Annotated in this window: 12 protein-coding genes; 11 read left to right on the top strand and 1 reads right to left on the bottom strand. The window is 64.2% G+C overall.

The features are described from left to right. Window positions 1-20 precede the first annotated feature (20 nt). The gene (locus tag FA94_RS31080) at window positions 21-353 is read left to right on the top strand and encodes a DUF2322 family protein (protein WP_035558712.1); all 333 of its coding nucleotides are present in this window, start codon (window positions 21-23) and stop codon (window positions 351-353) included. Between the two features lie 35 nt (window positions 354-388). Further along, window positions 389-1,345: an alpha/beta hydrolase gene (locus FA94_RS31075; protein ID WP_035558709.1), complete on the top strand. Its 957-nt coding sequence runs from the start codon at window positions 389-391 to the stop codon at window positions 1,343-1,345. Between the two features lie 63 nt (window positions 1,346-1,408). Here FA94_RS31075 and FA94_RS31070 read toward each other — a convergent pair whose 3' ends face one another. Next, a complete protein-coding gene (locus FA94_RS31070; protein ID WP_035558706.1) occupies window positions 1,409-2,524 on the bottom strand; it encodes a GAF domain-containing protein in 1,116 nt (371 codons plus the stop codon). 370 nt (window positions 2,525-2,894) lie between these two features. Here FA94_RS31070 and FA94_RS31065 point away from each other — a divergent pair, with 370 nt between their 5' ends. The 9 genes from FA94_RS31065 (at window position 2,895) to FA94_RS31025 (ending at window position 13,321) form a co-directional block, all read left to right on the top strand. Further along, window positions 2,895-4,520 (top strand): methyl-accepting chemotaxis protein, encoded by a 1,626-nt coding sequence (locus FA94_RS31065; protein ID WP_035563627.1) that lies wholly within the window; start codon window positions 2,895-2,897, stop codon window positions 4,518-4,520. 1,134 nt (window positions 4,521-5,654) lie between these two features. Further along, window positions 5,655-5,840 (top strand): Flp family type IVb pilin, encoded by a 186-nt coding sequence (locus FA94_RS31060; protein WP_035558704.1) that lies wholly within the window; start codon window positions 5,655-5,657, stop codon window positions 5,838-5,840. 136 nt (window positions 5,841-5,976) lie between these two features. Continuing rightward, window positions 5,977-6,513: an A24 family peptidase gene (locus FA94_RS31055; protein WP_035558701.1), complete on the top strand. Its 537-nt coding sequence runs from the start codon at window positions 5,977-5,979 to the stop codon at window positions 6,511-6,513. Between the two features lie 36 nt (window positions 6,514-6,549). Further along, window positions 6,550-7,383 (top strand): Flp pilus assembly protein CpaB, encoded by an 834-nt coding sequence (gene cpaB, locus FA94_RS31050; protein ID WP_035558698.1) that lies wholly within the window; start codon window positions 6,550-6,552, stop codon window positions 7,381-7,383. A gap of 85 nt (window positions 7,384-7,468) precedes the next feature. Then, complete coding sequence (locus FA94_RS31045; protein WP_035558695.1) at window positions 7,469-9,298, top strand: type II and III secretion system protein family protein; 1,830 nt, start codon at window positions 7,469-7,471, stop codon at window positions 9,296-9,298. A gap of 23 nt (window positions 9,299-9,321) precedes the next feature. Continuing rightward, on the top strand, window positions 9,322-9,615 hold the full coding sequence (locus FA94_RS31040; RefSeq protein WP_035558692.1) for a hypothetical protein: 294 nt from the start codon (window positions 9,322-9,324) through the stop codon (window positions 9,613-9,615). A 43-nt stretch (window positions 9,616-9,658) separates the two neighbouring features. Then, a complete protein-coding gene (locus FA94_RS31035; protein ID WP_035558689.1) occupies window positions 9,659-10,864 on the top strand; it encodes a CpaE/TadZ family protein in 1,206 nt (401 codons plus the stop codon). A 63-nt stretch (window positions 10,865-10,927) separates the two neighbouring features. Next, window positions 10,928-12,307, top strand: coding sequence for a TadA family conjugal transfer-associated ATPase (locus FA94_RS31030; RefSeq protein WP_035558687.1), 1,380 nt, complete (start codon window positions 10,928-10,930; stop codon window positions 12,305-12,307). A gap of 36 nt (window positions 12,308-12,343) precedes the next feature. Then, the gene (locus FA94_RS31025) at window positions 12,344-13,321 is read left to right on the top strand and encodes a type II secretion system F family protein (RefSeq protein ID WP_035558685.1); all 978 of its coding nucleotides are present in this window, start codon (window positions 12,344-12,346) and stop codon (window positions 13,319-13,321) included. Window positions 13,322-13,345 lie beyond the last annotated feature (24 nt).

Here is a 13,345-nt window from a genome sequence, read left to right as displayed (position 1 = left end):
GAACACAAGGAGTAGTTTCAGTGATTCAACCGAGCAACGTATTCAAGGACAACCTCGCGCAAATGCCCGCTATCGACGGCGTCGCGCGTATCGATCTGATCGACGGCAATGGCGCCGTGGTGGCGAGCATCGAGAACAAGCCGGGCAAGCAGGGCTCGCTCGCGGTGTATCACTACCTGCAGCAGACGTTCGGTACGCTGGACGCCAACGCGGCCGGGCAGGGTCTCGCGCTGTTCGCGGAGCACACCGCCGACGCGCGTAATCGTCCGGGCGCGCATCCGAACGTCGACCTGCTGCTCGCGATCGTGGCGGGCGGCCCGGCGTTGCGGATCAACGTGGTAGCAGCGGCCTGACCGCAGCCTAAACCGCCGCCTGAACGGACGCGCTCATGCCCCTACTTGCTGCTGTCGCGATGGCGGCCGCCATTCAGTCGGCCGCGTTAGTGCCGTTCGTTCAGCGTGACGTCGACGCACTGGGGCCGCACGGCCCATTGCGCGGCACGCTGCTGTCGTCCGCAGCGCAATCTGCGTCGGCGCCGGTCGTGCTGATCCTGCCGGGTTCCGGTCCGACGGACCGTAACGGCGACGGCCCGCTGATTCGCACGTCGGCGTATCGAATGTTGGCTGAGGGGTTGGCTAGTCGCGGCATCGCGAGCGTGCGTATCGACAAGCGCGGCATGTTCGGCAGCGCGTCGGCGATTGCCGACGCCGACAACGTGAGCATCGACGACTACGCGAGCGACGTGCACACATGGGTGACGAGCATCCGCCAACGGACTGGCGCGTCGTGCGTGTGGGTGCTGGGCCATAGCGAGGGCGGCCTGGTCGCGCTCACGGCGGCGCGCGACACGCAAGCCATCTGCGGCCTGATTCTGGTCGCCACGGCGGGGCGCCCTCTCGCGACTGTGCTGAGGGAGCAACTAAAAGCGAATCCGGCCAACGCACCGGTTCTCGATAACGCAATGTCGGTGATTGCGTCGCTCGAAGCGGGCAGAACCGTGCCGGCAACGCAGATCGATCCCGCGTTGTTGCCTCTGTTCAGGCCGCAAGCGCAACGGTTTCTGATGAGTGAACTGTCGCTCGATCCGGCCGCGCTGCTGAGCGGTTACGCGAAGCCGGTGCTGATCGTGCAAGGGCTGCGGGATCTTCAGGTCACGCGCGCGGACGCCGAACGGCTCAAGCAAGCCGACCCCCATGCCGAGCTGGCGCTGGTGGCGAACGCCAACCATGTGCTGAAAACCGTGCGCACGGACGACCGGAGCGAAAACTTCGCGACCTATACGAATCCTGATCTGCCTTTGGCCGATTCCATCGTCGATGTGATTTCGGCATTCGTGCGGCGCTAGCGACGGCGACGTACCCACGCTCGCTCGTATCGCCGTTGAGTGCATTGAATAAATTCAATGCACTCAATGCGTCTTGTTCTGCGCCCAGCGCAACTGCCTCTCCCTGATCCGCAAATTGATCCGATCCGACGCGAGCGAGCCGAGCGTCGTGAGTTTGGCCTTCTGCGTGGTGTCGAATTGTCTCGGCACGCGGTCGAGCACGCACAGCGAACCGAGCGGATAGCCTTGCACATCCCGCACCGGCGTACCCGCGTAGAAGCGAATATGCGGCTCGCCGGTCACGAAAGGATTCCGCGCGAAACGGGCGTCGGTTGCCGCATCTTCGGCGACCAGCACGTCGTTCTCGAGAATCGTGAAATTGCAGAACGCCCACGACCGCGGCGTCTCCGCGCGTTCGAGCCCAAAGTGCGACTTGAACACCTGGCGCTCCGGCGTGAGCAGCGTGAGCAATGCGATCGGCGCGTCGAACAGTTGCGCGGCGAACTGCGTGATCTCGTCGAAGGCGTCTTCTTCCGGCGTGTCGAGCAGGCCCGCGGCGGCAACGGCCTGCAGCCGTCGCGCTTCGTTGGCCGGCACGGGCATGTCCGGCGCACCGTCCACCGTCACCGGCTGCCGCGCGGCCTCGTCCCCCTGACTGAGCAGATCCCGCACGCGCGTTTGCAACTCCGCTTCGGTCCACTCCGCGCCCAGCACATGCAGCCGCTCACCGAGCTCCGTTTCCGCCGCGAGATGCGCTGCGCCGAGCGGGCTGATCACCAGCAACTGAGTGTGGCCGAGCGCCGGATGCTGACCGATGCGCCGGATCATCGTCAGGCGGTCGCGGTCCATCCGGTTGAGTTCGACAATGACGATCGACGGCATCAGCACGCCGATCGACAGCAACGCGGCGTAAGCGTCGCTGTCGGCCACCACCGCGCATTCCGGCGTGGCTGCGAGCACGTCGCAATAGTGGCCGAGCCGATGCTCGGACGCATGAATCACGGCAAACGTGGAAGGTTGCGCGGTTTGCGGCTTGAGCCGTCCCATCAATTCAGTCACGGCGCTGCGGCGTACGCGCCGGTGGCCGCCCGGCGTTTTCCACGACTCGATCGCGTTCTGTTCGATCCACACCTGCGCGGTGCGGATCGACACGCCAAGCAACTTGGCGGCCGCGCGGGTGGTGATGATGGGGTCGTCCATATTGGTATGAATTTTAGGTGCTTGCCACAATAGGCGATTCTTAGGCTATCGACAAGAACCCGGCAAACCTGAGCAATATGGAAAATATGAAACTTGGTGATACACTCTAATTTGAATCAACCGATTCAACGCCTTCGCGGTACCCCGACTACGAAGGACTTGCATGCCGGCCCCTGCCGGCATTTTTTTGCTCTATCGCCCGGTAGACAGACCTTTCTGGCGCAGTGACCGATTCGTAGCCGGTTCCCTTCGATCTGCCAACAATCCCTTTTTATTAGCTTGCAAAGTGGAAAATATGGAAGTCCTCCACTCAAGATGCATGGCGCCATGCCGTTAAGGAGTTCAATGCGCCGCCCAAAGGGGACTTCACATGAATGGTTTTTTCCAAACGATCCGCTTCAAAATTCTGCTGGCGATGGGGGTCTGCTTCGTCCTGATGGCGGCGATCAGCGTTTTCAGCCTGTCGGCGATTTCGCAGTTGAAGTCGAACGTGACCGATTCGTATTCGGGCGTGACCGTGCCGATTCTGGATCTGGCGAACTTCCGCGCGGCCCAGTTGCGGGTTCGCCTGAAGCTGCGACGCATCCAGGTGTTTCACGATCCTGCCATGACGAAGCAGACGATCGACGGCATTCATGCCGACATCGACGCCATGAACGGCGCGTGGTCCGACTACTATCCGGCCCGCGTCAGCGCGGCCGATGAGCGAGCCGTGGCCGACAAGGTCCGGGACGCGTTGCCGCAACTCAAGCAACTCACCGACCAGGCGACCGATCTGCTGCTGGCCGGCAATTACGACGGCGCCACCAAGGTGGTGAACGATCAGGCGGCGTTGTCCGACACGCTGCTCTCACTGGTCGGCGACGATCTGAAGATCAACGTCGATCAGGCCAAACAGTTCAACACCGACAGTGAATCGACCGCGAATACCGCGTTGATGATCGCGATCGGGCTGGTGGTCGCCGGCATCGCGGTGATGGTCGCGACGTCGATATTTCTGCTGCGCGCGATCGGCGGTCCGCTCAATCGGGCGATCGGCGTGGCCAACGAGATCGCCGCCGGCAATCTGGACAACCGCATCGTGCTGGATGTGAAGGGCGAGTTCGGTCAGTTGCTGCAAGCGCTCGATACAATGGACCGGCAGATTACCCAGACGGTGCGCGGCATTCAGACGTCGACGGAATCGGTCACGGTCGCTTCGCGTGAAATCGCGGCCGGCAATATGGATCTGTCGGCGCGTACGGAAGAACAGGCCGCCTCGCTCGAGGAAACCGCGGCGAGCATGACGCAACTCACCGAGACGGTGAAGCAGAACGCCGACAACGCGCGTCAGGCGAGCAGCCTCGCCACCGGCGCAACCGGTCTCGCCGACACGGGCGACGACGCGGTGCGCGCGATGGTCGGCACGATCGAACAGATCAGCGGCAGTTCGAGCAAGATTTCGGAGATCACCGGCGTGATCGAAGGCATTGCATTCCAGACCAATATCCTCGCGCTGAACGCGGCGGTGGAAGCGGCGCGCGCCGGCGAACAGGGACGCGGATTCGCGGTGGTCGCGAGCGAAGTGCGCAGCCTCGCCCAGCGTTCGGCTTCGGCGGCGAAGGAGATCAAGGAACTGATCACGTCGTCGGTCGCGATTATCGACGGCGGCACGCGCCAGGCCGCGGGTGTCGGCGAAACGATGGGGCAGGTCAAGCAGGCGATCAAGCGCGTCTCCGACATCGTCAACGAGATCGCGGCGGCTTCGGAAGAGCAGAGCCGTGGGATCGAGCAGGTCAATCAGGCCGTTTCGCAGATGGATGAGGTCACGCAGCAGAACGCCGCGCTGGTCGAGGAAGCCGCGGCCGCCGCGCAGTCGCTGGAAGAGCAGGCGGGCAACCTCAAGCAGGCGACCTCGGTGTTCCGGCTGGGTCAGGGTGGAGCGCGAACGTTGTCGACGGGTTGGGCCGCGGATCAGCATCGGCATGCGCCGGTGCTGGCCGAAGCGGCTGGTTGAAGCAGGTCGCTGAGGCGAGGTAAAGGCGGCTCATGGGGCCGCCGCCGGCGCCGACGACGACGCTCAAAGCGCCGCGGTCGGCCCGTCCCTGCCGTCTAGGCGCGCTTGCTCGTCGCTGATACGCATGCAGCTTTGAACTAAGCCGGACACAAAGCGCCTCGGGCGGATTTCAAACGCTGCGCCACCCGCTGCGCGCGATCTTTTTTATGACCCGCGCGTTCTATTGCGGTGCGCGCAAACGCCCTTGCTTTCGTCAAGACGCGCAGCCTGCAACGCGATGCGCAAGATCGGGCGTCGTCCGCACGCCTTGCCTGGCCTGCTCGCCTCGCGCAAAATTTTTTTTCATGACATCTCGATCCTGCGTGGCCCATCGGCACGCGCAGCGGTTTATTGAGCCCCGGTCAATCGCGCAATGCGAGGCACCGCACATAGCGAGGCACGCCATTGCCGCGTGCGGGGCCGCCACAGCGCCTCGAGTCAGCATTCCCGCGTCTCATCTTTGCGACATTCCGGTCCACATCGGGTAAAAGCTACTTCGTCGCATCCAGGGCAAGCAGTTTTGACCGGAACATTCGTCAAACCATTGCCAGTCAACGCGCCGACGGTTTTTCGGCGGCCCGATCGATGCACTACGCATCGCCATAAAGCACTTTTCCGGCCGCCAAACCACGTCTCACTTTCGACGCATCGCTCGTCGTGGCCCCCCTCTTATCCCGCGTGCCGGATCGCACATCGTTGCCCAGCAAGGCTTTGAGGCCTCATGGCACAGCCGTTGCAATAAGTCGATCACAAAGCGAAACACGCTGCAGCCGGGAAGCAGGAAAAACAGAACCAAGCATCACACGCTACAGGCAGAAAAAAACCGGCAGCAGCAACAGTCTTCGTAAGTCGCGTTCGGGGAATTCAACGCGTTTTACGAGGTGCGGCGGGGCCAACGAAAAACGGATGTCAACGAACAACGACACGGGCGATCGATACGCGATATCGGCCACTCGTGATCGTGATGACGTGAAGCGCTGACCCCGCCACTTTTTTCCGTCCGATGGACGGACCTGAACGCCGCTTCGGCGAGCCTGTTTTCAGGCAGTCGCAGGGCACAAACCGCAGTCAACTTTCACTCTTACGGGGGTTAGCATGAACAAGACGATCCAGCAATTTCTGCGCGAAGAAGACGGTGTGGCAGCGATCGAATACGGCCTGCTGGCCGGGTTGATCGCAGTGGCGATCATTGCCACGGTAACAGCGCTCGGCGGCCGCCTGAACAATGTGTTCACGTTCGTGTCGACGGCGTTGAACGGTGTGGCTAACCCGGCTGCCTGAGCCGGGTCGCGGAAGGCGGCGTGACCGATCGCTGCCCCTGTCTCGACGGTCCTTCGAGACAGGGTGGCGACGGCCCCGCGCCGATCCGGCCGAATTTCAGAGCAGGTGCAACTCGATCCTCGACACGGAGCAGGCGATGAACGGCGTTCCTTTTCCGGTGGGTCCGTGCGTGATGACGCTGGTGATGCTGGCAGCAGTGTGGGACATCCAGACACGCCGGATTCCTAACTGGCTGGTGGCGACAGGTTTGCTCGTGGCGATCCCGGTGCAGTGGTTCACGCACGGCGGAGTCGACGCGATGGTGATGTGGTTCGGCGGCATGCTGGCGGGCGGTGCGATCTTCCTGCCCGGCTACGCGATGCGGCTGATGGGCGCCGGCGACGTGAAGCTGATGGCCGCGATTGGCGCCTTCTGCGGCGCTTACGGCGCACTCGAAATTGGTTTGGTGACCTGTGCGGTGGGTGGCGTCGGGTCGTTGGTGATCATGATCCGGCGGCGCCAGATGCGCGCCGGGCTGAGCGGGGTAGCCGCGTTGCTGGGCAGTTGCACGACGCCGGGAAACGGCGCGGCGCGACGCACCGGCAGCGTCGCCGGTAGTAGTGCGATGGGGACCATGCCGTACGGAGTGGCCATAGCAATAGGCAGCGCGCTCGTGTTGTTCGCCAGCGTGTGACGCGTGCCGGGTGGGACAACAATTCGGGGGTTGAAAATGAAAAACGCGCGCGCTGTAACGATGTTGCTGATCGCGACGCTGGCCGGGCTCACCGCGGTGGTGTTCGCCTCGCGCTGGATGGTCTCGCAGTCGTCGACCGCCACCACCAAAGTCGTGGTGGCCGCAACGGATATCAATCTCGGCCAGCGCATCGGACCGGACTTCCTGAAGCTCACCGACTGGCCTTCCAATAGCGTGCCGCCCGGCGCGTACACCGACATTCAGAAACTCGACGGCCGCGTGCTGAAAGACAGCCTGCTGCACGGCGAGCCGGTGGTCGACGCGAAGCTCACACCGGTCGGCACGCTCGGCGGCCTCTCGGCGGTGATCGGCGAAGGCCAGCGCGCCATCACGGTGCGGGTGAACGATGTGATCGGCGTGGCGGGCTTCGCGCTGCCGGGCAATTACGTCGACATCATTGTCAATACGCAGAAAGACGGCAGCGCCGCCGGCGGTCAGCACGACCAGAACATCTCGAAGATCGTGCTCGAAAAGATTCTCGTCCTCGCGGTCGCCCAGCAAGTGGGCCGCGACGAAACCAAACCGAAAGTGGTCGACGCGGTGACGCTCGAAGTGTCGCCGGAACAGGCCGAGAAAATCGATCTGGCGCGCAGCATCGGCACGCTTTCGCTGGTGTTGCGCAACCAGATCGATCCGCAGGCGATCGACACCGTCGGCGCGACCAAGTCCTCGCTGCTGAAGACGCCGGTCGTGGCGGTCGCCGCGTCCGAACCGAAGCCGGTGCGGATCGTGCGCAAGGTGGCGTTGCGCGCACCGGGCAACTGCGTGCGAGTACTCGACGGCGCCGACGCAAGACAAGAATGTTTTTGACAGGCTCGAGCCTGCAAGCCGTGACCGATTCGCGACTGAGTTCGACCGGCAGCGCGTAAAAAGCGGCACATAACGGGGGTAGGACATGAACGCCAGAACGACACAGCGCGCTTGCGCGCCGCAGCACCCGCTCGGCCCGCGCGAAGCGAATTTGCTTGCACCACGCAGCCGTACCCGGATCGCCGACGCCTGCACCTGCGTGCTGCTCGGGCTGTCTCTGGCGATGCTGCCGGTGGCCCAGGCCAGCGCTCAGGACGTGCCGGGTCTGCCGGGCACGCCGATCACGATGGCCCCCAACGGCACCGTGCATCTGACCATTGCCGCCAGCGGCATGAGTGGCGGCGCAGCCTCACGCGGCATGCAGCAAACCAGCCGCGGACCGAATTGCAGCGGCCCGATCGCCGACCATACCGAAGTGACGATTCCGGTCGGCAAGTCGGCGATGGTCGACGTGCGCGAACCGGTGCGTTCGCGCACCGTCGGTAATCCGTCGATCGTGCAGGCCATGCTCGTCTCGCCGCAAACGCTTTATCTGCTCGGCTCGGACGTCGGCACCACCAACATGATCGTGCAAGGCCGCAGCGGCTCCTGCACGATCATCGACGTGAGCGTCGGCGCCGACCCGGGCGGTCTGCAACACACGCTCGCCGCGCTGATGCCCGAGGAAACCGGCATTCAGGTGAAGGCCGCCGCCGACACGCTGGTGCTGACCGGCACCGTCACCGACGCGGTCAAGGCCGAACGCGTGATGGAACTGGCGCGCGCCTTCGTGGCCCGTCCCACTGCCGCGCTGCAAAGCGGCGCGCCGATGGGCAGCGGTCCGCTGCCGGTGGGCGCTGCGCCGCGCGCGATGGGCGCGCCGGCACCGTCGCTCGGCGGCGGGAGTGGCGAACGCATCATCAACATGATGCAAGTGGCCGCGCCGCAGCAGGTCATGCTCGAAGTGAAGGTCGCGGAAGTCTCGAAGACGCTGATCGATCAACTCGGCGTGCAAGCGAATCTGAACGGCGGCATTGGCAGTTGGAGCTTCGGGCTGCTGGCGAACTTCCTGTCGGGCGGGCTCGGCGCGCTGACCGCGTCGAAAGCGAATAACTCGCCGCTTGGGTTGACCATCGACGCGCAGAAAACCGATCAGCTCGTGAAGATTCTCGCCGAGCCGAACCTGATGGCGATCAGCGGTCAGGAAGCGAGTTTCCTGGCCGGCGGCAAGGTGTATATCCCGGTGCCGCAAAGCAACGGTTCGGGCGGCACGACCATCGTGTTGCAGGAAGAGCAATACGGCGTGGGCCTGACCTTCACGCCGACCGTGCTCGAAGGCGGCCGCATCAACCTGAAGGTGTCGCCGGAGGTGTCGGAGCTGTCGTCCACGGGCGTGGTGGTGAGCGCCGGCAACTCGAATTCGACGACGATCCTGCCGCTGATCACCACGCGGCGCGCGTCGACCACGCTGCAGGTGTACGACGGTCAGAGCTTCGCGATCGGCGGCCTGATGAAGAGCAACGTGACCGGTACGCTGAAGGGCTTGCCCGGCGTCGGCGAACTGCCGGTGCTCGGTGCGCTGTTCCGCAGCACCAGCTACGAACAGGACAAGACCGAACTGGTGTTCGTCGTCACGCCGCGCCTCGCGAAACCGCTGCCGCAGCACTATCCGCTGCCCACGGACCATTTCGGCGATGCCGGTGAAACGAACGTGTACCTGACCGGCCACATGGAAGGCACGAAGCGCGCGGCACCCGGCGCGGACGGCTCGGCACCGGCGCCCATGCCGGCCCCGGCTCCGGGAACAACACCGGCGATGGCGCCGGCGCAGATTCCGATGCCGAAACCCGTACCCGCACCGGCGCAGTCTTCGGCGGCCGACGTGGCGGTGATTCCGCCCACGCCCGACAGCCACGACGCACCCGCCGTCCATTGATGCGCGACCCACTGGAGACTGACATGACATCCATCCACACCTTGATCCGGGTCGCGCTGTGCGCGGGATTCTGTGCCGCGCTGGCCGGCTGCATGACCTCGACGCCGCAGTGGGACGCCACCTTTGGCGACTCGGTCCGGCAGATCCGCGAAATGCAGACGCTCAATCCGGACGGCCCGGCCAACACGAATCCGGTGGCGGGCATCGACGGCGCGGCGGCCGTGTCGGCGCAGAAGAGCTATGTCAAATCGTTCACGGCGCCGGCCGCGCCGACCAACAGTTTCACGATCGGCATCGGCTCGTCGAGCAACTACTGAGCACTTGCGTGCGACGGTCCGGATTCAAGCCTGGAGACACACCATGATCGACACCCTTCTGATTTCGTCCAGCGCCGAGCGCGCGCCACGCATCGCGGCGCGTCTCGAAGCGAGCGGCATGGCGTTCCGTCTGCGCACGCTGCACGGCACCGCGAAACAGTTGCGGGTACACGCCGCGGCGATCCGCAGCGCCGATCTGCTGATCGTCGACGACGCCGATCTGACGCCGCGCGACCTGAGCGGCGTCGAAGAGGCGCTGTCCCACACGCCGCATCTGCACTGCATGCTGGTGACGCCGTCGCCGTCCACCACGCTGCTAATGGCGGCGATGCGCGTCGGCGTGCGCCATGTGCTGTCCTGGCCGCTCGACGAAGCCGAATTCGCCGACGCGCTCGCGCATGTGTCGGCCAAAAAACACGCCGGCATGCGCCGCGAAGGGCGGGTCGTGTCGTTCACGTCCTGCAAGGGCGGCAGCGGCACCACGCTGATCGCCGTGAACCTCGCCTATGCGCTGGCCGCGCAGCGCGACAAACGCGTGCTGCTGATCGATCTGAACCAGCAGTTCGCCGACGCCAGCCTGCTGGTGGCCGACAAGACGCCGCCCGCCACGCTCGCGGACCTGTGCTCGCAGATCGACCGGCTCGACGCCGCGTTCTTCGAAGCCTGCGTGATGCATGTGCATCCGAATCTCGACGTGCTGGCCGGCGCGGGCGATCCGGTGAAATCGGGCGAACTGCGCGCGGCGCATCTGGAGCGGATTCTGACGTTGGTGCGCGAGCAATACGACGCGGTGCTGATCGACGTCGGCCAGAACATCAATCCGCTAGCGATCCACTCGCTCGATCACAGCGACTCGATCTGCATGGTCGTGCGGCAGAACGTGCTGTATCTGCACGCGGGGCGCCGCATGCTGGATATTTTCCGCGAGCTGGGCTATGCGGCGAGCAAGGTGAAACTGATCGTCAACCAGTACGAGAAGAACGCGCGCATCAACCTCACGACGCTCGAAGAAACCTTCGGCGCGAAGATCGCGCATCACCTGCCGCGCGACGAAAAGCAGGCTACCGAAGCGCTCAATCACGGCGTGCCGCTCGTCACCGCCGCGAAGGGCGGGGCGCTGGCACAAGGCATCGTGCAACTGGCCGACCTGTTGTGGCCGCCGTTGCCGGCGGGGCCGCGCAAGAGCGTGTTCGGCCGTCTGTTGCAGGGCCGGCCGAGTGCGGCGCCGCGCCTGAAGACCGGACACTGAGCGGCACGAACAGGTTCAAGCCGGTTCAAGCCGGCGACCCGATAAAACCAGGCGGAGAGCACTATGTCATTGCGCGAACAGTTGATGATGCAGAACGGCAACATGCCGTTCGACGCCGCCGGCAGCGCGGCGGCGGCCGGTGTCGCGGCTGAAAGCCTGGCGGCGCGGCGCGCGTATCAGGAACTCAAGATGAACATCCACCAGGCGATCATCGACCGGGTGGAACTCGACAAGCTGCAACGCCTGTCGCCGGAACAGATCAAGCGCGAACTCGCGCAACTGGTGGAACGGATCGTCGACGAAGACAAGATTCCGATGAACGAACTCGAGCGCCGCCGTCTCGCGCAGGACGTGCACGACGAAATGGTCGGCCTCGGTCCGCTCGAACCCTTACTCAACGATCCGACCATCTCCGACATTCTGGTCAACACGTCGCAGCACGTGTACGTGGAACGGCGCGGCCGCCTCGAACACACCGACGTGACGTTCTACGACGACGCGCATCTGATGAAGATCATCGAGCGGATCGTGTCGCGGGTCGGCCGCCGGATCGACGAATCCACGCCGATGGTCGACGCGCGTTTGCCCGACGGTTCGCGCGTCAACGCGATCATTCCGCCGTCCGCGATCGATGGCCCGCTGGTGTCGATTCGCCGCTTCGCGGTGAACCCGCTCACGGTTGCCGACATGGTGAATAACCAGAGCTTCACGCCCGCCATGGCGCAACTGCTCGAAGCGCTGATCAAGGCCAAGCTGAACGTGCTGATTTCCGGCGGCACGGGCAGCGGCAAGACCACTTTGCTCAATCTGCTGTCCGGCTTCATTCCGGAAGATGAACGGGTCGTCACGATCGAAGACGCGGCCGAATTGCAGATGCGCCAGCAACACGTGCTGCGCCTCGAAACGCGTCCGCCGAACATTGAAGGCAAGGGCGAAATCTCGCAGCGCTCGCTAGTGCGCAACGCGCTACGGATGCGGCCCGATCGTATCGTGCTCGGCGAAGTGCGTGGCGCCGAAGCGCTCGACATGCTGCACGCCATGAACACCGGCCACGAAGGTTCGATGGCGACGTTGCACGCGAACACGCCGCGCGACGCGCTGACGCGCCTGGAGAACATGGTCGGCATGGCCGGCCTGACGATGCCGATCAAGGCGATCCGTCAGCAGATCGCCTCGGCGATCACGGTGGTGGTGCAAGCCTCACGGTTGACCGACGGCCGCCGCAAGCTGATGAGCATCCAGGAAATCACCGGCATGGAAGGCGACGTCATCAACATGCAGGAAATCTTCACGTTCAAGCGGACCGGCGTCGACGAAAACGGCATGATCAAAGGCTATTTCGGCGCGACCGGCGTGCGGCCGATTTTCTACGAGCGGCTGGCGAGCTTCGGCATTTCGCTGCCCGATCAGCTATTCGATCCGGCGCGGCGTCTGGAAGTATGAGCGGCGCAACGTTCAAACCGGTTGGGGGAGCGTGACATGAACACATCGTTTATCGCCTTCGCGGTACTCGCGTTTCTCGCGGTCGTGCTGCTGATCGAGGGCGTCTATCTGTTCTGGAGCAGCCATCACGGGCCGGCCGTCAAACGCATGGACGAGCGCCTGCGCGCGCTCTCGGCGGCGGGCAACGTCAGCAACGAATCGCTGTCGATTCTCAAGCAGCGTTTGCTGAGCGAGTCGCCGTTCGTCACGCGGTTGTTGCTGCGTATTCCACGCGTTCATGCGCTCGACCGGCAATTGCAGCAGTCGGGCCTGAAGTGGTCGGTGGCGCGCTTTGTCGCCTATACCCTGCTGTGCGCGCTCGCCGGCGCTTTCATCGCATGGCTGACCGGCTTGCCCTCGCTCGTGATCGTTGCGGCGGCGCTGACGCTGAGCCTGCTGCCCGCGCTGATTCTGCGCAGCAAGCGCGCCAAACGGGTGCTGCAACTCGAACGCCAGTTGCCCGATGCCGCCGATCTGATTTCGCGCGCGCTGCGTGCCGGGCATTCGTTTCCGGCCGCGCTCGGGATGGTCGGCGACGAACTGCCGGACCCGCTCGGCGGCGAGTTCGCGCTGGTGTTCGACGAGATCAACTACGGCGTGTCGCTGAACGACGCGCTGCTGAATATGGTAGGCCGCGTGCCGGTCGACGATCTGCGCTACTTCGTGATCGCTGTGTTGATCCAGCGCGAAGCGGGCGGCAACCTGGCGGAGATTCTCGGCTGCATCAGCGGGATCATTCGCGAACGGATGAAGCTGCTTGGCAAAGTCAGGGTGCTGTCGGCGGAAGGGCGCCTGTCGGCCTGGATACTCGGCGCGCTGCCGTTCGTCATCGTCGGGCTTCTGACGGTGCTCAATCCGGACTACGTCACCGTGTTCTGGAAAGACCCGGCCGGCATGCAAATCGCCGGCGTGTCGCTGACCATGATGCTGTTCGGCATTCTGTGGATGCGCAAGATCGTGCGGATTCACATCTAGACCACGGATTTCATCACGAGGAGC

Origin of the sequence: Burkholderia sp. 9120, from assembly GCF_000745015.1 — a bacterium.
Lineage (GTDB): Bacteria > Pseudomonadota > Gammaproteobacteria > Burkholderiales > Burkholderiaceae > Paraburkholderia.
Note: the sequence above shows the minus strand (reverse complement) of the source record. Positions and strands in the feature narration are given on the sequence as shown.

Coding starts and splice junctions, on each gene's coding strand:
- FA94_RS31035 (WP_035558689.1), top strand. CDS start 9,659: ATGATCGACACCCTTCTGATTTCGTCCAGCGCCGAGCGCGCGCCACGC.
- FA94_RS31040 (WP_035558692.1), top strand. CDS start 9,322: ATGACATCCATCCACACCTTGATCCGGGTCGCGCTGTGCGCGGGATTC.
- FA94_RS31075 (WP_035558709.1), top strand. CDS start 389: ATGCCCCTACTTGCTGCTGTCGCGATGGCGGCCGCCATTCAGTCGGCC.
- FA94_RS31030 (WP_035558687.1), top strand. CDS start 10,928: ATGTCATTGCGCGAACAGTTGATGATGCAGAACGGCAACATGCCGTTC.
- FA94_RS31055 (WP_035558701.1), top strand. CDS start 5,977: ATGAACGGCGTTCCTTTTCCGGTGGGTCCGTGCGTGATGACGCTGGTG.
- FA94_RS31065 (WP_035563627.1), top strand. CDS start 2,895: ATGAATGGTTTTTTCCAAACGATCCGCTTCAAAATTCTGCTGGCGATG.
- FA94_RS31070 (WP_035558706.1), bottom strand. CDS start 2,524: ATGGACGACCCCATCATCACCACCCGCGCGGCCGCCAAGTTGCTTGGC.
- cpaB (WP_035558698.1), top strand. CDS start 6,550: ATGAAAAACGCGCGCGCTGTAACGATGTTGCTGATCGCGACGCTGGCC.
- FA94_RS31045 (WP_035558695.1), top strand. CDS start 7,469: ATGAACGCCAGAACGACACAGCGCGCTTGCGCGCCGCAGCACCCGCTC.
- FA94_RS31025 (WP_035558685.1), top strand. CDS start 12,344: ATGAACACATCGTTTATCGCCTTCGCGGTACTCGCGTTTCTCGCGGTC.
- FA94_RS31060 (WP_035558704.1), top strand. CDS start 5,655: ATGAACAAGACGATCCAGCAATTTCTGCGCGAAGAAGACGGTGTGGCA.